Genomic DNA, 20,595 nt, shown 5'->3' with positions numbered 1-20,595 from the left:
AAAAGGAAATTTATGATACAATAAACTTAGTTGGTAAAAAGTGCGTGATTTAATATTATTTTTATATGCAACATTAAATTGAAAATTGAAAATTGAATAGACAGAGGAGATGATGCAATTGTTTAAGAAAAGCACCAACAAGATTAAAGTAATGGCTTTAGGTGGTCTTAACGAGATAGGCAAAAACATGACCGTAATAGAGTATAAGGATGAGATTGTTGTAATAGATGCGGGGTTAAGTTTTCCAGAAGATGAAATGTTAGGTGTTGATATAGTTATACCTGATATAACTTATTTACTAAAAAATAAGGATAAGGTAAAAGGTATATTTATAACACATGGACATGAAGATCATATAGGAGCTCTTCCATATATACTTAAAAAAATCGATGTACCTGTGTACGGAACTAGACTTAGTATTGGACTAATTGAGGTTAAATTAAAAGAACATAAACTTAATAATGTAAAATTAAATGTTGTTACTCCTAAACAAATAATTAAGCTTAAAAATATTAGTGTAGAATTTATAAAAAATAACCACAGTATACCAGGATCTTGTTCACTGGCTGTACACACAGAGCAAGGGGTTATTTTCCATACAGGAGACTTTAAGATTGATCTTACACCGATAGATGGAGATGTTATGGATATTCACAGAATATGTGAGCTTGGAAGTGCGGGAGTTCTTTTAATGTTAGCAGATAGTACAAACGTAGAAAAACCAGGATTTACTATGTCTGAAAGAACAGTAGGAGCAGGTCTTGATGATTTATTTAGAAAAGCAAATGGTAGTAGAATTATAGTATCTACTTTTGCATCAAATATTCATAGATTACAACAAATAATAAATATGGCGGTTAAATTTAATAGAAAAGTTGCTGTCTCAGGAAGATCAATGGTTAATGTAATAGGTGTTGCTAAAGAACTTGGCTATTTAGAGATGGAAGACGATACATTAGTTGACTTAAATGACATATCTAAATATGATGACAATGAATTAGTAATTATAACTACAGGAACACAGGGAGAACCAATGTCGGCTCTTGCTAGAATGTCAAGTAGCGAACATAAAAAAGTAGAAATTAAAAAGGGAGATTTAGTAATAATTTCAGCTCATCCAATACCAGGAAATGAAAAGCTAATCTCGAAAGTGATAAATCTTTTATTTGAAAGAGGAGCTAGGGTTGTTTACAACGACATAGCTGATATACACGTATCAGGTCATGCAGCCCAAGAAGATTTAAAACTTATAAATAGAATGGTTAAGCCAAAATTCTTTATGCCAGTTCATGGAGAATATAGAATGTTAAAACGTCATGCAGAATTAGCTAATGAGCTTGGTATGCCAGATCAAAATGTATTTGTAATGCAAACTGGTCAAATTTTAGAATTAGATAGACATTCTGCAAAAGTTACTGCTACAGTACCGACAGGAAATGTGCTTGTCGATGGGCTTGGAGTAGGAGATGTAGGAAACATAGTTCTAAGAGATAGAAAACATTTATCTGAAGATGGACTCATGATAGTAGTTGTCACTATATCTAAAGAAGATGGTAAAGTACTTGCTGGTCCAGACATTATATCTAGAGGATTTGTTTATGTTAGGGAATCAGAAGATTTAATGGATGGGGCTAAGAATGTAATAAAAGATGTTTTAACTGAATGTGAAGAAAAGAATATAAAAGAATGGGCATATTTAAAAAATAATATTAAAGAAAACTTAAAGGAATATTTATATATAAAAACTAAGAGAAATCCAATGATATTACCAATAATCATGGAAGTATAATTAGAAATACCTCAGTATTTAAATTAAAAATACTGAGGTATTTTTTTGTAACTATAAACAAAAACGCATTCGTAATGCATATATACTTATAACACCTAAAAATTTTAATATGAATTAGGAGGGTAATATGAGTGTATATGATACAGCTACAAAGTTGGCTAGTGAAATAAAAAATAGTAAAGAGTATAAAGATTTTGTAGACAATATGAAAGTAATGAAAAGTGATAAAAATAATGAAATCTTATTAAGTGAATATAAAAAAACAGGATACAATCTTCAATATGCTACTATGAATAATAAAAAAATAGATAAAAAAACCATGAGAAAAATGGAAGAAATTCAGAATAAAATAAGATATAATGAAAAAATATATAACTATATATTAGCTGAAGAAAAATTTAATAAAATGATGGATAATATAAATAAAATAATAGCACAGGCAATAAAAGAAGATTATAAATAGAAAAGAGGAATTTAAATGAAAATACTAGTTATTAAAGTTGATTTAAGGGCACCTTATGTACACTCTTTAAAAGAGAAGAGAATGATTGTGAAAAGTATAATAAGCAAATTACAAAACAAGTTTAATATTAGTATAAGAGAAGTTGAAAATCAAGATTTACATCAAAGAATAAGTATTGGTATGATAAAGCTTGATTTAAACAGTAAGGACAGTGATCAATCAAAGGAAAAAATTATAAATTTTATTGAAGAAAACTGTGATGCCGAAATAATTGATATAGAAAGTGAAATTATTAATTATTAAGAAATATAATATGTAAAAGATACTAATTATAAATTAGAAGTATTGGTAAAAAATAATATAAGAGAAATAATATAAAGGTTAATAAAATTAAATACAATTAAGAGGTGACGATATGAAAAAGTTTATTAGCTTTCTACTTGCATTAGTTATTGTAATAAGTCAAGGAAATTTTGTTTTTGCCAATACCAAAGAAGCTAAGTTAGATATAGCTTCTAAATCAGCAGTACTGATGGATGCTTCTACAGGTAAGGTTTTGTACGAGAAAAATTCTCATCAAAAATTACCACCAGCCAGTGTAACAAAAGTAATGACATTACTTTTAATTTGTGAAGCTTTAGAAGATGGGAAAATTAAAGAAGAAGATGATGTTCAAATAAGTGAAAATGCAGCTAGTATGGGAGGTAGCCAGATCTTCCTAGAACCAGGAGAGATACAAAAGGTAGATACACTTGTAAAATCTATAGCAGTTGCATCTGCCAATGATGCCTGTGTTGCTATGGCAGAATATGTGGGTGGAAGCATGGAAGAGTTTGTTGACCTTATGAATAAAAGAGCTAAAGAGCTGGGAATGAAAGATACAAACTTTGTAAATACAAATGGTCTTCCTGTAGATAACCACTATACTTCAGCTTATGATATAGCACTAATGTCAAAAGAATTGCTTAGTCATAAGAAGATTTCTAAATATCTAACTACATGGATGGATGAAGTTGTAGTTGGAAAAAAACAAGCTAAAATAGGGATTTCTAATACTAATAAATTAGTTAAACATTATTCAGGAGCAACAGGAGTAAAAACTGGCTTTACTCAACAAGCAAAATATTGTTTATCAGCATCTGCTTTAAGAAATAATACACATTTAATAGCTGTTACATTATGTGCTGAAACTTCTCCAATAAGATTTAAAGATGCTACAAATCTTTTGAATTATGGATTTGCAAACTATGAAAGTGTTAAAATTTGTGGAGCCAAAGACAAGGTAGCAACAGTTAAATTTGAAAAAGGTGAAAAAGAAAATGTTGATTTAGTAGCAAAAGATGATTTAAGTGTGTTAATAAAAAAAGGTGATAAAAAAGATTTCCAAAAGAAAGTAGAAATAAAACAAGATCTAAAACTTCCAATAAAGAAAAATACAGAACTAGGAGTTGTAAAAGTTTACAGAGGAAAAGAGCTTGTTGGAGAAACTAAAATAATAAATAATGAAGATATAAATAAGGCATCTTATTTACAAATGTTAAGAAGAGTAGTAGACAACTTATTATAATACTAAAAAGCTATGCAGTGCGTATTTATATGTGCTGCATAGCTTTTATCATTAATAAAAACATAAACCTTTTGATTATAGTTCTATTAATGATATAATAATATTATTACAAAAAACAGTAGGAGAGAATAAATATGTTTAACTTAAGTGATTTATTAGCATCGTTGGTGGGAATAGCCATAGCCATATCTATTCATGAGTTTGGTCATGCATATTCAGCACACTTACTTGGAGATGATACTGCCAAGTATAATGGGAGAATGACATTAAACCCTGCAAAACATGTGGATCCTTTAGGATTAATAACTTTATTATTATTTCGTATAGGATGGGCAAAGCCAGTACCAATTAATCCAAATAATTTTAAAAATTATAGAGTAGGTAATATAATAGTTTCTTTGTCAGGAGCATTAGGAAATTTAGTTGGTGCAATTGCTTGTGCGTTAATAGTTAAATACTCTGATATGTATGCTATACAACTGATATTTGATAAAGCAATGTGGATTAATATTGGTTTTGGAGCTTTTAATTTACTTCCTATACCACCACTTGACGGTTGGGGTATTATATCATCATTATTGCCATACAAATACAATGAATTTATTTACAAATATGAAAATGTAGGATACGTGGTGTTATTGATTTCTATTTTTACAGGAATTTATTCTTATGTTACGACACCTATAATGATGGTGTTTTATACTATAGTAAGTATATTTATGTAAGAGGTAATTTAATGAAGTATAATATACATTTAAATGTTTATGATGGACCTTTAGATTTACTTTGTGATTTAATTTCAAAACAAAAAATTGATATAAAGGATATATCAATTTCAGAAATTACAAGTCAATATTTATCTTATATTGATATGTTAAATGAAATGGATCTAGAAGTTGCCAGTGAATTTATAATAATGGCTTCTAAATTAGTTGAAATAAAGTCAAAGTATTTACTTTATAAACAACATCATGAAGAACATGAAGAAGATCCAAGATTAGAATTAGTAGAAAAATTAGAAGAATATAAGAAATTTAAAGAAGCTTCCCTAAGTATTAAAGAAAATGTTCACTATACTTGTGATACTTTCTTTAGAGCGAAAGAGGAAGTAATTGTAGATAATAAAATAGACTTAGACGAAATATCCATAGAAGCTATCAGAACAATTCTTCCTATGATACTAAAAACAAAAGTTATAGAAGGTTTTGATAAAACAGAAGAATTAGATATGATAGTTAAAAAAAGAGTAGTATCTTCTGAAGAAAAAATGTCAGATTTAAGAGATTTAATGAAAAAAGAAGATAAAGTAAGCTTTATCGAATTAGTAGGGCCTTATGATAAGGATGAAACTATAGCTACATTCTTAGCTATTCTTGAATTAATAAAGGAAAAGTTAATAATTGTAGTTCAAAATGAATTTTTTGATGATATTCTTATAATAAAGCGTGGAGTGGAAAATGAATAGAGAAGAAATAAAACATATAATTGAATCAATCATGTTTGCTTATGGAGAACCTATAAGCATAAAAGAGCTTAATAGTGTTATTAATGAAGAACTTTCATCTAAAGAAATAGAATTTATGTTAAATGCTTTGATTGATGAATATAGAGAAAATAATAGAGGAATTCAAATAATAAAACTAGAAAATAAATATCAAATGTGTACTAATAAAGACTATGCAGACTATATAAAAAAGGTGTTAGAGCCAAAGAAAAGAAAGTCTTTAAGTCAAGCTACACTAGAAACTTTAACTATTATTGCATATAAACAACCTATTACTAAAGTGGAAATTGAAAGTATTAGAGGTGTTAAATGTGATAAAGTTTTACAAACACTTTTAGAACATGAACTAATAAGAGAAGCAGGACGCTTAAATAGAATAGGAAAACCCATTATATATAAGACAACTCAGGAATTTTTGAAATTATTGCAAATTGAAAGTTTAAAAGAATTGCCACCAATAGATAGTTTCGAAAATGAAGAAGAAATTTAATAAAAAATTATTATTTATCATAAAATGTGATACTATTTCAGTAAGATAATAATTTAAGGGGGAGAAATATGAAAAGTAAACTAGCAATGGCCATATATGTAATATTTGCTATAGCAAGCTTTTTATTTGGAGTGCATATGTTTAGAATGGGAGATGCATTAAGGGGTATACTATTTATGGTTGCAGTTGCTTGTTGGGGTATGTGTATTTACAATAATAGTGGAACAACTAGAAGACAAAAACAAAGAATGGCACCATCGTCACAAAGTGTCATGTCAAACAAAAAAAGTAAAAACAAATCAAAGTCAAAATAAATCAAAGTCAAAATAAATAAAAATCATAGGTGTCTTGCCTATGATTTTTATGCGCCTAAGGCCTATCTCCTTTTAATTAGTATATATCCATAAGTTTTGCAAATAATATAGAATATGAGATATTTTAATTTGAAATATATATGTATATGTATTTTTTTTATATTAATTTTATTATTAATATCTTATTCTCACTTTATATTTGAAACTGATTTTAATAATAAAAAAATAGTTGTAAAATTAAAAATTAAATTATTATTCAAACTAATAAGATTTAATATTCAATTATATCCGCCAAAGAAAAGAAAAAGGAAAAAAAAAGGTAGTATAAAGGATTTAAAAATATTAGATAAAGAGTTGAGTAATATTTTAAAATTGGTTAAAAAAGTAAAAATAATAGAGTTATACTCAAATATATATTTTAGTAGTGTTAATCCATATGTAACTATATATATTAATGCATTAATTAACGGCATTTATGGAAACATAACAAATATATGTAAATGTGAAAAGATATATTTAAACATAGTACCTAAGTTTAATGAAAATAATATTAAAGGAAGTGTAAAAATACATATAAAATTTAGATTGAATACTATGTCTAAATCTATTCCAATTATTATAAGAATAATAAAATTTAAGTCTAAGGAAGGTGGCAAAGATGACAGCTACAAATTCAATACAAAGCATTATGGAGACAACTCTTGAGACTATAAAAAATTCCATAGATTCTAATACCATAGTAGGGAACCCTATAAAAGCGGAAGCATCTGTTGTTGTTCCTATATCAAAAGTAACAGTAGGGTTTGGTATTGGCGGAGGTGAATATAATAAAAACTGTAAAACAGAGACCAAATGTGATACTAATTTTGCAGGAGGAAGTGGTGGAGCAATTACCATATCGCCAGTAGCCTTCGTTGTAGTGGAAAATGGAGAAACACGTTTAATTTCTTTGGAGGATAATGTTAATTTAGTAGATAACATTTTAACAGTAACACCAAGGATAATAGACAAAGTTCAAAGGATTTTAAAACACGATAGTAATGTTAAGTTTCAGGAAGATATGGACAATGATATAAAAATACATAAAGAAGAATAACTAATAAAAAATAAGTTCTATTGCCATTTTATGTAAAAGAACTTATTTTTTTATAAATATTTATAAATAAATGTAATTTTTAATAAAATAAGGTAATTTTATAGTTTTTGGGGGAATAATATATATTAATAATTAGTAGGATAATTAACAGGAAGGTGTTTCTATGAACATACTTGAAGCTGCATCGATTATAAAAGACTCAGCTGAGAAAATAGCACAAGAAAAAGGTATAAGCGAAGAGGAAGCATATTATGAAGCTGTTTTAATATATAAGGATGTATATGAAAAGAAAAAGGAAAAAGAATAAGGTAAGATATAAATCTTACCTTATTTTAACATATTCTATAAATTCATCTTTTAACTTCCTGTAAAACTGCTTGTGAAAGTACTTTACCTATGGAATCATTAATGACTACAGAAGCTTTTGTATCATAACTTGTGCTACTTTTGTTTATAAGAACTATACTATCACCATTAAAGTAGTCGATAAAACTAGCAGCAGGGTAAACAACCAATGAAGTTCCTCCAATAATCAATAAATCTGCATTATTTAAAGCATTTACAGTTTCATTTACAACAGAATTATCTAATGGTTCTTCATACAAAACTACATCAGGCTTGACTATACTACCGCATACATTACAATGAGGAATTTTTCCACCTAAACTTAACATTTCTTCCAAAGTATAAGATTTTCCACATTTAATACAATGATTTCTATGTATAGACCCATGAAGCTCTAAAACATTTCTACTACCAGCCATTTGATGTAGGCCATCGATATTTTGAGTAATTATAGCATTTAATTTTCCCATATCTTCTAATTTAGCAAGAGATATGTGAGCATTATTTGGTTTAGCATCTTCATAAATTAATTTATCTTTATAAAATTTAAAAAACTCTTCTGGATATCTCATAAAAAATGTATGAGATACTAATTGTTCAGGAGTAAAATTTCTATTTGATTTTTCGTTAAATAAACCAGAGGCACTTCTAAAATCTGGAATGTTAGATTCTGTAGATACACCTGCCCCACCAAAAAACACAATATTATCATGACTATCTATAAGTTCTTTTAATCTTTTAACACTATCATCCATATATAGATACCTCCTAAAATAATATTTATAATATTATAATACCAAATATTCACAAAAATAAGTATAAATATGCAAAAAAATGTAATTATTTTAATTAATTTAAGTCAAATTATATTAAAAAGTGTATATTTTTATTAAAATATTTTGAATAAGTTAGAGGACAATAGAAAAGCTTTCTTATTATAAGAAAGCTCTTACTTATTAAGCAAAATATCTTTTATACTTAAAGAAAACTTCTAGATTATTTTCTTTTACAATAGTTTTAAGATCACCATAATTGTATGTTGCAAGGGCGTACTCCCTTATTTTTGAAAACAAAAATTTTTCTTTTTCGTTTTTAAAATTCATAATATTTTTTGCAATTTCCCAGGCAATAGATTCTCTTTCTATTAAATTTTTCTTTAAAGTTACTACACTTTCTTCCAAATCTTTAGGTAAATTGTTTTTATAATAATCCTCTTTAGATATATCAATATTGTAATATATCATTTTTTCTATAATATCAGTAAGTATTTTAGAGTGCTCCCATTTATTGTTTGAAATACTGTCGTCTAGTATATGACCTACCTCATGAGAACAGACACATTTTGCTATTATTTTTAAGTTTTCTTGAGATATATCTATATTATAATAATTAAAGGTATTAACATAGAAATAGAAATTATAACAAAAGGATAGAAAACCAATTTTCGTTACAAGTAACATTCTTAGTTTTGGCAGCGCGCATATGGGTGTGTCTTTTTTATTAGAATAATAAAGATATACCTTCTTATCTATTTTTGAATTGAACTCTTTTACGCAGTTTTTAAATAACTTTTTTCCTCCCAGGTTATCATAATATGTGGACATATAATTTATGTCAAAAATATTATCGCATGCCATATTAAAACACCGCCTTAGTTTGAATTGTGGTCATATTATATAATATTAACGAAGTTGTATTTTGAAGCTAATCCTAAAAATAAATTTTATTTTATAAAATATGGCAATAAATTTATTTTTAGATATGATATAATAATTTATCTAGGAAAGGAAGTGATAATCTCATGGATAGTATTAAAGACTATTTAGAAAAACTAGAAATTAAAAATAGTAGATTGGAAAAGCAATTAAAAGAAGTACAAGTATCTAAGATTGTATACTTTAAAGAAGAAAAAATTTTTTATATGTATTTAGTTTCAAAGGATATTATATCTCATGAGATTTTAGATGAGCTTAGAGAAGAGCTACTTGATAAATTAAAATATTTTAAAAATATTAGGCTTAAAATTAAGTTTAGTGGCTTTGGTAGAAAATCAGAAAAAGATATAGTAAAAGCTTATTGGCATAATATTATATATATATTAAAAAAAATCTGTCCGGCTATTGACGGATGGAAGAAGCAAGTAGAGTATATGTGTTTAGATAATATGCTAAAAATAAAAATACCTAAAGATATTTTTTATGAAAAACTAAAAAAGAATAATATAGAAGATATTATCAGAAATGTATTATTAGAAGAATTGGGAATTGACTATCAAGTCAAAGTTGAAAAAGCAGTTAGTGATAAGACAGACATAAAAAAATTAATAGAAAAAACAGATAAAGAAATTGAAGACTTAATTAAGGAAATGGAATTTGAAGTAGTAGATGAAGATAGTGAGGAAGAAACTTATGTGATTAAGGATGAATATGATGAACATTTGATTTATGGAGAAGATGTTAACAGTTTAGTACATCCAATAAAAGATCTTAATCAAAAATCTAAGACAGTAGCAGTTATAGGAGAAATATTTAATATAGAAAATAAAGAATTAAGAAATGGTAAAATACTTTCGATTATGTCTATTACAGACAATACAAGCTCTATTAATTGCAAATTATTTTTAAATGATTTAAATAAGGATAAGGTATTAGATAGTGTAAAAGAAGGGTCTTATGTAAAAATTAAAGGTGATGTATTATATGATACTTATCAAAGAGAAATCACTATGACTATAAGTGGTATTAGACAAGAGGAAAAACCTAAGAGAAAAGATACTTGTAAAAAAGGCAAAAGAGTTGAATTACATGCTCATACTCAAATGTCTTCAATGGATGCTTTATGTCCTACTAAAAAATTAGTTAAACAGGCAGCTGACTGGGGTCATAGGGCAATTGCAATAACAGATCACGGTGTGGTTCAGGCTTTCCCGGAGGCCATGGATGCAGGAAAGGCTAACAATATAAAAATACTTTATGGTGTTGAAGGATATTTAGTAGAAGATAATCTGCCTGTGATACAAAAGGCTAATGATGAAGAGTTATCTCAGACATTCATAGTATTTGACTTGGAAACTACAGGTTTTTCAAATAAAAATGATAAAATTACGGAAATAGGTGCAGTAAAGGTAGAAAATTATAAGATTGTTGATAGGTTTAGTCAATTGATAAATCCTGAGAAGGATATTTCTTACAAAGTTCAAGAGCTTACTGGGATCACAAATGATTTAATAAAAGATAAGCCTACTATTGAAGAAGTATTACCAAAGTTTGTTGAATTTATAGGAGACAGTGTATTAGTTGCTCACAATGCAGACTTTGATATGGGATTTATGCAACAAAAATGTAGAGAACAAAATATTGAATTTAAAAATACTTCAGTAGATACATTAACACTTGCCAGGACTTTACTTCCTCATATGAAAAGATTTAGATTAAATCTTATAGCTAAAGAGCTAGGAATTCCACTACTTAATCACCACAGAGCTGTAGATGATGCAGAAGCTACGGCGCATATATTTATCAAATTTTTAGAAATGATAAAAAAGAAGGGGGCAGAAAAATTAAGCGATATAAATACAATTTTAGGAGACATAGATTACACTAAATTAAGAACTAACCATGTGGCTTTAATTGCCCAAAATCAAATTGGAATAAAAAATTTATATAAAATAGTATCTGATGCTCATGTAAATCATTTTTATAGAGCACCTAGAATTTTAAAAAGTATCTTGGAAGAATATAAAGAAGGAATAATAGTTGGATCAGCTTGTGAAGCTGGGGAAGTTTTCCAAGCTGTTAAGCAAAACAAAAGTGATGAAGATTTAGAACGAATAATTTCTCTTTATGATTATATTGAAGTTATGCCAATTGATAATAACAGATTTATGATTGATAAAGGTGAAGTGGAAGATGAGGAAGAGTTAAGAGATTTAAATAGAAGAATGATTGAAGTGGCAAAGAAGTTTGGAAAAATTCCTGTAGCTACAGGAGATGTACACTTTATAGATAAACATGAAGCTATATATAGAACGGTGCTTAAATACTCACAAGGCTTTAAGGTAGATGAAGAAGAGACTTATCTTCATTTTAGAACTACAGACGAAATGCTAGATGAATTTAAGTATCTAGGAGAAGATTTAGCATATGAGGTTGTAGTAGAAAATACAAATAAGGTGGCAGATATGATTGAAGACATACTTCCAATACCTAATGCAACCTTTCCACCAGTAATCCAAGGTTCAGATAAGGAACTTAGAGATATGTGTAATGAGAAGGCTGAAAGAATCTATGGTACTCCTCTTCCAGATGTTGTTAGAAAAAGGCTTGATAGAGAGTTGAATTCAATTATAAGTAATGGTTATGCAGTGATGTATATTATAGCCCAAAAATTAGTTACAAAATCTCTTGCAGATGGATATTTAGTTGGTTCTAGGGGGTCTGTTGGATCTTCTCTTGCTGCTACCATGAGTGATATAACGGAAGTTAATCCGCTACCAGCGCATTATATTTGTGAAAACTCAGAGTGTAAGTATTCTTATTTCTATGAAATAGGTGAATGGGGGTCTGGAGTTGATTTACCAGCAAAAGATTGTCCTAAATGCGGAAGACCATTGAAAAAAGACGGACATGATATACCTTTTGAGGTTTTCCTTGGATTTGAAGGAGATAAGGAACCTGATATTGACCTTAATTTCTCAGGAAGTTATCAACCTGTCATTCATAAATACACGGAAGAGCTTTTTGGAGAAGGTCATGTATATAGAGCAGGTACAATAGGTACAGTTGCAGAAAAAACGGCATTTGGTTATGCCAAGAAATTTGTGGAAGAAAATGATTTAAATTCCACATCAGCAGAAGTATTAAGACTTGCTAATGGATGTACAGGGGTAAAAAGAACTTCAGGACAACATCCTGGTGGGGTTATGGTTATACCAGATTACAAAGATGTTTATGATATAACTCCTATACAATATCCAGCAAATGATACAAGTTGTGGAGTTATAACTACGCACTTTGACTATCACTCTATAAGTGGTAGGATACTAAAACTTGATATACTAGGACACGACGTTCCGACCATCATTAGAATGATAGAGGATATTACAGGAAAGATTGCTACAGAAATACCTCTAGATGACAAAGAAACAATGTCTTTATTTACATCTACAGATGCTTTAGGGGTAACACCTGAGGAAATAAACTGTCCAATAGGTTGTCTTGCCATACCTGAGTTTGGAACAAAGTTCGTTAGACAAATGCTTCTCGATACAAAGCCAACCACATTTGCAGAGCTTGTACGTATATCAGGATTATCTCATGGTACTGATGTTTGGTTAAATAATGCACAAGATTTAGTTGTAGAAGGTACAGTTGAATTTAAAGAGGTTATATCAACTCGCGATGATATAATGAACTACTTAATATTTAAAGGACTTCCACCAAAGATGGCATTTACCATAATGGAAAGCGTTAGAAAAGGGAAAGGATTAAAGCCTGAATTTATTGAAGAAATGAAAAAAAATAATGTACCAGATTGGTATGTAGGATCATGTCAAAAGATAAAATACATGTTCCCTAAAGCACATGCTGTTGCTTATGTAATGATGAGTTTTAGGCTGGCTTATTATAAAGTGCATTATCCAGAAGCATTTTATGCCACGTATTTTACAACCAAAGCAGAAGATTTTGATGCTGATTTAATTGTAAAAGGACTAGATGGCATAAGAAACAAAATGGATGAAATTATTTCCCTAGGTAATGATGCAACAGCCAAAGAAAAAAATATGCTTACAGTTCTTGAAGTTGCTTATGAGATGTATGCAAGAAATATAAAAATTCTTCCAGTGGATATTTATAAATCAGATGCAACTGAGTTTAAAGTTATGGGAGAAAAGCAAATCCTACCTCCAATGATAGCTTTGCAAGGTGTGGGAGAAAATGCAGCTATACACATACAGCAAGAAAGAGAAAATGGAGAGTTTATATCCAAAGAAGACCTGAGAAAAAGAACTAAAATTTCAAAAACTGTAATTGAAACTCTAACTAATCATGGATCTTTAGACAATATGAGTGATAAAAATCAACTTTCATTATTTTAATAAATTATGAGTGAATTATAGTATAAAAAATGAACAAACTAAGTATATTAGTGTACTTATAATTCTAAGGAGGAATTAATATGTTTAGTTTTGAGTATATAGAGCTAGTGGGATATGCAGCATCTATTTTAATTGCCATATCCCTTACAATGACAGATATTTATAAATTAAGAATAATAAACTCCATAGGGTGTTTGATGTTTGTTATATATGGTTTAAATGTTGGTGCTTATCCTGTAGCTTTAGCTAATGCTATAATAATTATTATAAATATTTATAACTTATATAAACTAAAAGGACCAAATAATAAAAGTTAAAATAAATAACTTATTATTGATGAAAGAGTGATAGAGCAAATATAAAATCAATACAAAAGCTTGTAAACATAACATTTTTATGATATAGTGATATATAAAATAGTATATTTGCAGAAACTAAGAGTGAGACATCTGTGCTCACTCTTTTATTTTAAATACTATAAGTACAACTGAATAGGAGGTAAACAATATGAAAAAGAACATAGCTACTGAAATAGAACAAATAGTATTACCTATAACAGAAGCCAACGATTTAGAGTTAGTAGATGTTGAATATGTTAAAGAAGGTGGAGAATTCTTCCTTAGAGTTTACATCGATAAAGAAGGCGGAGTTTCTTTAAATGAATGTGAATTAGTTACGAGAGCATTAAATCCAATTCTAGATGAAAAAGATCCAATTAAAGATAACTATTATTTAGAAGTATCATCTCCTGGTCTTGATAGACCACTTAAAAAAGATAAAGACTTTGTGAAATACCAAGGTAGAGATGTGGAAATAAAGCTTTACAAATCAATTGACGGTTCTAAATTACATGAAGGGGAGCTTGTTGGTTTAACAGAAGAGAAAAATATTAAAGTTATAATAGATAATAAAGAGGTTGAATTCAATAAAAAAGATGTTGCGCTTATTAGATTAGCTATTAAGTTTTAGTGGTAACATTAATATAGGGAGGATAAAAAAATGAATCACGAATTCATGGAAGCACTAGATGAATTAGAAAAGGATAGAGGTATAGATAAAGATATACTTATAGATACTATAGAACAAGCATTACTTACTGCATACAAAAAGAACTTTGGTTCAGCACAAAATGTTAGAATAGATTTTAACCCAGAAAAGGGAGAAGTAAGAGTTTACTCACAAAGAAGAGTTGTTGATGAGTCAGATTTATATGATAACTTTTTAGAAATAGAACTTGATGAAGCTAGACAAATAAATCCAAAGTATGAACTTGGAGATGTATTAGAAAATGAAGTAACTCCAAAAGATTTTGGTAGAATAGCAGCACAAACAGCTAAACAAGTAGTTGTTCAAAGAATAAGAGAAGCTGAAAGAGAAATAATATACAATGAGTTTATAGAAAAAGAAGGAGAATTAGTAACTGGAGAAGTTGCTAGAGTATCTGATAATAAAAAAATTGTTTATGTGAGACTTGGAAAAATAGAAGCATCTATGCCTGAAACTGAGCAAATTCCAGGAGAACATTTCAAAGCTGGAGATAAAATAAAGGTATATATATTAGAAGTGAAGAAAACTAATAAGGGACCTCAAATAGTAGTTTCAAGAAGTCATCCAAACCTTGTTAAGAGATTATTTGAATCAGAAGTACCAGAAATATTCCAGGGCATAGTTCAAATTAAATCTGTATCTAGAGAAGCCGGATCAAGAACTAAAATGGCTGTTCACTCAATAGATGAAAAAATAGATCCAATTGGAGCTTGTGTAGGACCAAAAGGAACGAGAGTTAAATATGTAGTTGATGAACTAGGTGGAGAAAAAATAGATATAATAAATTACAGTGAAAATCCAGCTGAGTTTGTATGTGCATCACTTAGTCCATCAAAAGTAGTTAAAGTAGAAGTTAACGAAGAAGAAAAATCAGCATTAGTTGTGGTGCCAGATTATCAATTATCTTTAGCTATAGGTAAAGCAGGACAAAATGCTAGACTTGCTGCAAAACTTACGAATTGGAAGATAGATATTAAAAGTGAATCTCAATTAAATGACGAAGAATAAGGAGGGATTGCTTTGAAAAAAATAAAAAAAGTGCCTCAAAGAAAGTGTATTGCTTGTCAAGATAGAGACAGTAAAAAGGAACTTATTAGAATAGTAAAAAATAAAGAAGGCCAAATTTTTATAGACTTAGCAGGAAAAGCAAATGGAAGAGGAGCATACATATGCAAGGATTCTGAATGTTTAAAAAAAGCTATAAAAAGCAAAGCTTTAAATAGAGCATTTAAAATGGAAGTGCCAAATGAGGTATACGAAAAATTATTAGCGGAGTTAGAATCTTATGAAAAATAATATGGATAAAATACACTCATTACTAGGCCTTGCAATGAGAGCAGGTAAATTAGTATCTGGCGAAGATGGAACTATGATAGATTTAAAAAAAGGAAAATTAAATTTAGTTATAGTAGCGGGTGATGCATCGAATAATACGAAAAAATTATTCAATGATAAGTCATCTTTTAGAAAAGTAAATTGTGTAGAGTTATCTACAAAAAGCGATCTAGGAATATCTATTGGTAAAGATTCTAGAGCAGTTATAGGAATTAAAGATATAGGATTCGCAAATAAAATCATACAGTTAATGGATTAACAAATAATAATAGGGGGTGATCTTGTGAATAAAACAAGAGTTTACCAAATAGCAGAAGAAGTAGGAATGTCAAATAAGGACATCTTAGCAAAAATAAAAGAATTAGGAATTGAAGTAGAAAACGAAAAATCTGAATTAGAAGAAGATGAAGTAGAATTACTTATGGACCTTTTAAAAGAATCTGATGAAAATGTAATAAAAGTTGATGGAACTTTAACAGTTCAACAACTGGCTGAAGCTTTAGAAAAACCAGCTACAGAAGTTATAATGAAGCTTATGAAAATGGGAACTATGGCTTCTTTAAATCAAGAAGTTAACTTTGAAATAGCTTCTCATTTAGCAAGTGAATATGGATTTACATTAGTTGCAGGTTCAAATGATGAAGAAGCTGAAGAAGAAATAGAAGCATTAATGCAAATAGAAGAAGATAAAGAAGAAGATTTAAAACCAAGACCACCAGTTGTAACAGTTATGGGACACGTTGACCATGGTAAAACATCTTTACTAGATGCTATAAGAAGTACACATGTTACTAATAGTGAAGCAGGTGGAATTACTCAGCATATAGGTGCATCTGAAGTATCAATAAATGGACAAAAGATAGTATTTTTAGATACTCCAGGACATGAGGCTTTCACAGCAATGAGAGCTAGAGGTGCGCAAGTTACAGATATAGCAATATTAGTAGTTGCAGCAGACGATGGTATAATGCCTCAAACAATAGAAGCAATAAACCATGCTAAAGCAGCAGGTGTTCCACTAATTATAGCTATAAATAAAATAGATAAACCAGCAGCTAATCAAGATAGAGTTAAGCAAGAACTATCTGAACAGGGATTACTTGTTGAAGACTGGGGTGGAGATGTTATAGCAGTTCCAGTTTCAGCTAGACAAAGAACAGGAATAGACACACTATTAGAAATGATACTTTTAGTTTCTGAAATGGAAGAATTAAAAGCTAATCCAGATAAGAGAGCTGTTGGTACAGTTGTAGAAGCTGAACTTGACAAAGGTAGAGGACCAGTTGCTACAGTACTTGTACAAGGTGGTACTTTAAAAGTTGGAGATCCAATTGTTTGTGGTGTTGCTTCAGGTAAAGTAAGAGCGATGATAAACTCAAAAGGAAAAAGAGTTAAAACTGCTGGACCGTCAACAGCTGTTGAAATATTAGGACTTTCAGAAGTTCCACAAGGTGGGGATCAGTTTGTAGCTGTACCTTCAGATAAAATAGCTAGAAATGTTGCAGAAAAAAGACAACATATAGCTAGAGAAGAAATGCTAAAATCTAACCAAAGAATGTCACTTGACCAATTCTTCGAGCAAATGAACGAAGGTCAAGTTAAAGAGCTTAATATAGTTATAAAAGCAGATGTTCAAGGTTCTGTTCAGGCAGTAAAACAATCACTTGAAAAATTATCTAACGAAGAAGTTGCAGTTAGAGTAATACATGGTGGTGTTGGAGCTATAAATGAATCAGATGTTATGCTTGCAGCTGCATCAAATGCAATAATAATAGGATTCAATGTTAGACCAGTACCAAGTGCAGAATCTCTTGCAGAAAAAGAAAGTGTAGATGTAAGAAGTTACACTATAATATATAAAGCTATAGAGGACATACAAGCTGCTATGAGCGGTATGTTAGACCCAGAATATAGAGATGAAGATACAGGTAAAGCAGAAATAAGAGAAGTTTACAAGATATCTGGAGTTGGTACAGTTTCAGGATGCTACGTAACAAGTGGTAAAATATTCAGAAATGGTAAAGTAAGAATAGTAAGAGACGGTATAATCATTCACGAAGGTGAAATACAAGCTCTTAAGAGATTTAAAGACGATGTAAAAGAAGTAAATAATGGTTACGAATGCGGTATGAGTTTCGTAAATTACAACGATATTAAAGTTGGAGATATAGTAGAAGCTTACGTAACAAAAGAAATAGAAAGAAAATTATAAACAATTAACTACAGGTAAAGAGGGTTGATATTATGGCATCATATAATAGAACACGTAGAATAGGCGAAGAAATTAGAAAAATAGTAAGTACTATGCTTATTAATGGAATAAAAGACCCTAGAATAAACTCTATGGTAAGTGTTACAGATGTGGAAGTTACTAGTGATTTAAGCTATGCCTACATATACGTAAGTATTTTAGGTGGAGATGAAGAGTCGACTTTAGAAGGCTTAAGAAATGCAGAAAGTTACATCAGAAGAGAAATAGGTAGAAGTATAAAAATAAGACATATCCCACAAATCATATTCAAAGTAGATGATTCTTTAATTAAAGGTATGTACATGGACAGCCTTATAAAAAAAGTATCACAAAAAGATCAAGATAAGCCTCAAACACAAGTTGAGGAAAATGATAATGAATAGTCTAGATAATATTATAAAATATATACATGGAAGTAATGATTTTGTCGTTACTTCTCATGTTAATCCAGATGGAGACAATATAGGTTCAACTCTTTCAATGTATTATTTCTTAAAAAAAATTAATAAAAATGTTTATTATGTTATGAATGACGAAATGCCTTTAAATATGCAGTTTCTTATTGAAGGTGTAAACATAATAAACTCTATTGAATTTAAAGAGTTGAAAATAGAAAACTATACTTTGATTACGTTAGATTGTGGAGATAAAAACAGAATTTGTGTGGATGATGAAGTTAAAGCTAATTGTATTAAATTAATCAATATAGATCATCATGCAAGCAATGATTTTTATGGAGATTTTAATTATGTAGTTGCTGAAGCATCTTCAACTAGTGAATTAGTATATAATTTACTTGTAAGAAATGAAGAGATAAATAAATTTAAATCTATAGATGAAAATATAGCTACAGCTCTTTATACAGGTCTTATGACGGATACTGGAAAGCTTACGTATTCAAATACTCATGCAAGTAGTTTTGATATGGCAAAGCAATTATTAATAAATGGAGCGCAAACACAAAAGGTAGTTCAAAATGTTTTTGGTAGTAATCCTTTTAACTTTTATAAATTATTAGGAGAGTCACTAAATACACTGGAAATTATTAATGAAAAAGTAGCTATAATGATAGTTACACTAGACATGCTTAAAAGATACAATGTTGACTTTAAGGATATAGATGGCATTGTTCCATATGCTAGAGATATAGAAAATGTTGAAATAGGAATTCTACTTAAAGAAAAAAGTCATAATGAAATTAAAGTTAGTTTAAGATCTAAATCCTATGCAGATGTAAGTCGCTTGGCTAAGGTATTTGGTGGAGGCGGACATATAAGGGCTGCTGGATGCACTATAAATGATAGTATGAAAAATGCAAAAATAAAAATATTAGAAGAAGCATTAAAAGAAATTTAAGGATGATTTTTAATGAATAAAATAGTAAATATATTAAAACCTACAGGTATGACATCTCATGATGTTGTAAGTAGAGTGAGAAGAATTTTAAGCATGAAAAAAGTTGGTCATACAGGAACACTAGATCCTGATGCTGCTGGAGTTCTTCCTATATGTTTGAATAAGGCTACAAAAGTAAGTGAGCTTATTTTGAATAAAGAAAAATCATACATATGTGAATTAACGTTAGGTGCTGATACAGATACTTATGACTCTTCTGGAGTAATAACATTTGAAGGCAATACTTCAAATATTACAAGTGAGGAGATATATAAAGCTTTTGAAACGCAAACAGGAGAAATTAACCAATATCCTCCTGTTTATTCGGCTTTGAAAATTAATGGACAAAAAATGTGTGATTTAGCTAGAAAAGGAAAAGCAGACACTATTGAAATTAAGCCTAGAAAAGTTAACATAAAACAAATAAAAATTTTAAATATAATTGAAAATAAAGTATTATTTTTGGTTAAATGTTCAAAAGGTACTTATGTTAGAAGTATATGTCATGATATTGGACAGTACTTAAAATGTGGAGGACATATGTCCTTTTTACTTAGAACATCTTCTGGAAAATTTAACTTAGAAAATGCAATAACTCTAGAGGAATTGGAAAAATATTATAATAATAACGTCTTAGAAAATTACTTATATGATATTGATTATGTTCTAGATAATTTTAAAAAAGTTGAATTAAAAGATACTGCTCTTAAATACTATAGAAATGGTGGAATAATAGATTCTAAAAGATTTACAAACGATAATTTATCACAAAATGATGAATATGTCAGAGTATATTGTAATGATGAATTTATAGGAACTGGAAAATTATTAAAAAATAGTAACACTATTAGTCTAAAGAGTGATAAAATTTTTATAGAATAATTTTTATATCAGTGGGGAAA

Annotated in this window: 23 protein-coding genes; 21 read left to right on the top strand and 2 right to left on the bottom strand. The window is 29.0% G+C overall.

What is annotated here, in order from left to right; translation table 11 throughout:
• The first annotated feature begins 112 nt into the window (after window positions 1–112).
• From TEGL_RS13885 to TEGL_RS13835, 11 genes are all read left to right on the top strand, one after another.
• The gene (locus tag TEGL_RS13885; RefSeq protein WP_103978929.1) at window positions 113–1,789 is read left to right on the top strand and encodes a ribonuclease J; all 1,677 of its coding nucleotides are present in this window, start codon (window positions 113–115) and stop codon (window positions 1,787–1,789) included.
• Between the two features lie 127 nt (window positions 1,790–1,916).
• A complete protein-coding gene (locus TEGL_RS13880; protein ID WP_018589662.1) occupies window positions 1,917–2,252 on the top strand; it encodes a YlbF family regulator in 336 nt (111 codons plus the stop codon).
• 15 nt (window positions 2,253–2,267) lie between these two features.
• The gene (locus TEGL_RS13875; RefSeq protein WP_018589661.1) at window positions 2,268–2,555 is read left to right on the top strand and encodes a DUF503 domain-containing protein; all 288 of its coding nucleotides are present in this window, start codon (window positions 2,268–2,270) and stop codon (window positions 2,553–2,555) included.
• 112 nt (window positions 2,556–2,667) lie between these two features.
• Window positions 2,668–3,819 carry a D-alanyl-D-alanine carboxypeptidase family protein gene (locus TEGL_RS13870; RefSeq protein ID WP_018589660.1) on the top strand — a complete coding sequence of 384 codons (1,152 nt, stop codon included), beginning with the start codon at window positions 2,668–2,670 and terminating at the stop codon, window positions 3,817–3,819.
• A gap of 134 nt (window positions 3,820–3,953) precedes the next feature.
• Window positions 3,954–4,544: a site-2 protease family protein gene (locus TEGL_RS13865; RefSeq protein WP_018589659.1), complete on the top strand. Its 591-nt coding sequence runs from the start codon at window positions 3,954–3,956 to the stop codon at window positions 4,542–4,544.
• An 11-nt stretch (window positions 4,545–4,555) separates the two neighbouring features.
• On the top strand, window positions 4,556–5,284 hold the full coding sequence (locus tag TEGL_RS13860) for a segregation and condensation protein A (protein ID WP_018589658.1): 729 nt from the start codon (window positions 4,556–4,558) through the stop codon (window positions 5,282–5,284).
• Window positions 5,277–5,813 (top strand): SMC-Scp complex subunit ScpB, encoded by a 537-nt coding sequence (gene scpB, locus TEGL_RS13855; protein ID WP_018589657.1) that lies wholly within the window; start codon window positions 5,277–5,279, stop codon window positions 5,811–5,813. The genes TEGL_RS13860 and scpB overlap by 8 nt, the downstream gene beginning before the upstream one ends.
• Window positions 5,814–5,881: 68 nt before the next feature.
• Window positions 5,882–6,127: a hypothetical protein gene (locus tag TEGL_RS13850; protein WP_018589656.1), complete on the top strand. Its 246-nt coding sequence runs from the start codon at window positions 5,882–5,884 to the stop codon at window positions 6,125–6,127.
• Window positions 6,128–6,481: 354 nt separating this feature from the next.
• Entirely contained in the window at window positions 6,482–6,832 is a 351-nt protein-coding gene (locus tag TEGL_RS13845) for a DUF2953 domain-containing protein (protein WP_169334767.1), read from the top strand.
• Window positions 6,786–7,223, top strand: coding sequence for a GerW family sporulation protein (gene ytfJ, locus TEGL_RS13840; RefSeq protein WP_018589654.1), 438 nt, complete (start codon window positions 6,786–6,788; stop codon window positions 7,221–7,223). The genes TEGL_RS13845 and ytfJ overlap by 47 nt, the downstream gene beginning before the upstream one ends.
• A gap of 163 nt (window positions 7,224–7,386) precedes the next feature.
• Window positions 7,387–7,530 carry a hypothetical protein gene (locus TEGL_RS13835; RefSeq protein ID WP_018589653.1) on the top strand — a complete coding sequence of 48 codons (144 nt, stop codon included), beginning with the start codon at window positions 7,387–7,389 and terminating at the stop codon, window positions 7,528–7,530.
• Window positions 7,531–7,573: 43 nt separating this feature from the next.
• Here the strand turns inward: TEGL_RS13835 and TEGL_RS13830 are convergent, their stop codons facing one another.
• Together TEGL_RS13830 and TEGL_RS13825 are read right to left on the bottom strand one after the other, a co-directional pair.
• Window positions 7,574–8,323: an NAD-dependent protein deacylase gene (locus tag TEGL_RS13830; protein ID WP_018589652.1), complete on the bottom strand. Its 750-nt coding sequence runs from the start codon at window positions 8,321–8,323 to the stop codon at window positions 7,574–7,576.
• 201 nt (window positions 8,324–8,524) lie between these two features.
• Window positions 8,525–9,205, bottom strand: coding sequence for a hypothetical protein (locus TEGL_RS13825; RefSeq protein WP_018589651.1), 681 nt, complete (start codon window positions 9,203–9,205; stop codon window positions 8,525–8,527).
• Between the two features lie 164 nt (window positions 9,206–9,369).
• On the opposite strand from TEGL_RS13825, the gene TEGL_RS13820 reads away from it, so the two are divergent.
• The 10 genes from TEGL_RS13820 to truB all read left to right on the top strand — a co-directional run bounded on the left by TEGL_RS13820 (window position 9,370) and on the right by truB (window position 20,575).
• The gene (locus TEGL_RS13820) at window positions 9,370–13,665 is read left to right on the top strand and encodes a PolC-type DNA polymerase III (RefSeq protein WP_018589650.1); all 4,296 of its coding nucleotides are present in this window, start codon (window positions 9,370–9,372) and stop codon (window positions 13,663–13,665) included.
• An 80-nt stretch (window positions 13,666–13,745) separates the two neighbouring features.
• Window positions 13,746–13,982, top strand: a complete 237-nt coding sequence (locus TEGL_RS13815; RefSeq protein ID WP_018589649.1) for a YgjV family protein — start codon at window positions 13,746–13,748, stop codon at window positions 13,980–13,982.
• A gap of 190 nt (window positions 13,983–14,172) precedes the next feature.
• A complete protein-coding gene (rimP, locus tag TEGL_RS13810; protein ID WP_018589648.1) occupies window positions 14,173–14,634 on the top strand; it encodes a ribosome maturation factor RimP in 462 nt (153 codons plus the stop codon).
• Between the two features lie 30 nt (window positions 14,635–14,664).
• Entirely contained in the window at window positions 14,665–15,720 is a 1,056-nt protein-coding gene (gene nusA, locus TEGL_RS13805; RefSeq protein ID WP_018589647.1) for a transcription termination factor NusA, read from the top strand.
• A gap of 12 nt (window positions 15,721–15,732) precedes the next feature.
• Window positions 15,733–16,008, top strand: a complete 276-nt coding sequence (gene rnpM / locus TEGL_RS13800) for an RNase P modulator RnpM (protein ID WP_018589646.1) — start codon at window positions 15,733–15,735, stop codon at window positions 16,006–16,008.
• Entirely contained in the window at window positions 15,998–16,306 is a 309-nt protein-coding gene (locus TEGL_RS13795) for a L7Ae/L30e/S12e/Gadd45 family ribosomal protein (protein ID WP_018589645.1), read from the top strand. Before rnpM ends, TEGL_RS13795 begins: the two co-directional genes overlap by 11 nt.
• A 24-nt stretch (window positions 16,307–16,330) precedes the next feature.
• Complete coding sequence (infB, locus tag TEGL_RS13790) at window positions 16,331–18,259, top strand: translation initiation factor IF-2 (RefSeq protein WP_018589644.1); 1,929 nt, start codon at window positions 16,331–16,333, stop codon at window positions 18,257–18,259.
• Window positions 18,260–18,291: 32 nt separating this feature from the next.
• Window positions 18,292–18,681 carry a 30S ribosome-binding factor RbfA gene (rbfA, locus tag TEGL_RS13785; RefSeq protein ID WP_018589643.1) on the top strand — a complete coding sequence of 130 codons (390 nt, stop codon included), beginning with the start codon at window positions 18,292–18,294 and terminating at the stop codon, window positions 18,679–18,681.
• Window positions 18,674–19,654: a DHH family phosphoesterase gene (locus tag TEGL_RS13780; protein ID WP_018589642.1), complete on the top strand. Its 981-nt coding sequence runs from the start codon at window positions 18,674–18,676 to the stop codon at window positions 19,652–19,654. Before rbfA ends, TEGL_RS13780 begins: the two co-directional genes overlap by 8 nt.
• A 12-nt stretch (window positions 19,655–19,666) precedes the next feature.
• Window positions 19,667–20,575, top strand: a complete 909-nt coding sequence (gene truB / locus TEGL_RS13775; protein WP_018589641.1) for a tRNA pseudouridine(55) synthase TruB — start codon at window positions 19,667–19,669, stop codon at window positions 20,573–20,575.
• Window positions 20,576–20,595 lie beyond the last annotated feature (20 nt).

The organism is Terrisporobacter glycolicus ATCC 14880 = DSM 1288 (assembly GCF_036812735.1).
GTDB lineage: Bacteria > Bacillota > Clostridia > Peptostreptococcales > Peptostreptococcaceae > Terrisporobacter > Terrisporobacter glycolicus.
This window is presented reverse-complemented; position numbering and strand designations above follow the sequence as displayed.

Coding starts and splice junctions, on each gene's coding strand:
- TEGL_RS13885 (WP_103978929.1), top strand. CDS start 113: ATGCAATTGTTTAAGAAAAGCACCAACAAGATTAAAGTAATGGCTTTA.
- TEGL_RS13880 (WP_018589662.1), top strand. CDS start 1,917: ATGAGTGTATATGATACAGCTACAAAGTTGGCTAGTGAAATAAAAAAT.
- TEGL_RS13875 (WP_018589661.1), top strand. CDS start 2,268: ATGAAAATACTAGTTATTAAAGTTGATTTAAGGGCACCTTATGTACAC.
- TEGL_RS13870 (WP_018589660.1), top strand. CDS start 2,668: ATGAAAAAGTTTATTAGCTTTCTACTTGCATTAGTTATTGTAATAAGT.
- TEGL_RS13865 (WP_018589659.1), top strand. CDS start 3,954: ATGTTTAACTTAAGTGATTTATTAGCATCGTTGGTGGGAATAGCCATA.
- TEGL_RS13860 (WP_018589658.1), top strand. CDS start 4,556: ATGAAGTATAATATACATTTAAATGTTTATGATGGACCTTTAGATTTA.
- scpB (WP_018589657.1), top strand. CDS start 5,277: ATGAATAGAGAAGAAATAAAACATATAATTGAATCAATCATGTTTGCT.
- TEGL_RS13850 (WP_018589656.1), top strand. CDS start 5,882: ATGAAAAGTAAACTAGCAATGGCCATATATGTAATATTTGCTATAGCA.
- ytfJ (WP_018589654.1), top strand. CDS start 6,786: ATGACAGCTACAAATTCAATACAAAGCATTATGGAGACAACTCTTGAG.
- TEGL_RS13835 (WP_018589653.1), top strand. CDS start 7,387: ATGAACATACTTGAAGCTGCATCGATTATAAAAGACTCAGCTGAGAAA.
- TEGL_RS13830 (WP_018589652.1), bottom strand. CDS start 8,323: ATGGATGATAGTGTTAAAAGATTAAAAGAACTTATAGATAGTCATGAT.
- TEGL_RS13825 (WP_018589651.1), bottom strand. CDS start 9,205: ATGGCATGCGATAATATTTTTGACATAAATTATATGTCCACATATTAT.
- TEGL_RS13820 (WP_018589650.1), top strand. CDS start 9,370: ATGGATAGTATTAAAGACTATTTAGAAAAACTAGAAATTAAAAATAGT.
- TEGL_RS13815 (WP_018589649.1), top strand. CDS start 13,746: ATGTTTAGTTTTGAGTATATAGAGCTAGTGGGATATGCAGCATCTATT.
- rimP (WP_018589648.1), top strand. CDS start 14,173: ATGAAAAAGAACATAGCTACTGAAATAGAACAAATAGTATTACCTATA.
- nusA (WP_018589647.1), top strand. CDS start 14,665: ATGAATCACGAATTCATGGAAGCACTAGATGAATTAGAAAAGGATAGA.
- TEGL_RS13795 (WP_018589645.1), top strand. CDS start 15,998: ATGAAAAATAATATGGATAAAATACACTCATTACTAGGCCTTGCAATG.
- rbfA (WP_018589643.1), top strand. CDS start 18,292: ATGGCATCATATAATAGAACACGTAGAATAGGCGAAGAAATTAGAAAA.
- TEGL_RS13780 (WP_018589642.1), top strand. CDS start 18,674: ATGAATAGTCTAGATAATATTATAAAATATATACATGGAAGTAATGAT.
- truB (WP_018589641.1), top strand. CDS start 19,667: ATGAATAAAATAGTAAATATATTAAAACCTACAGGTATGACATCTCAT.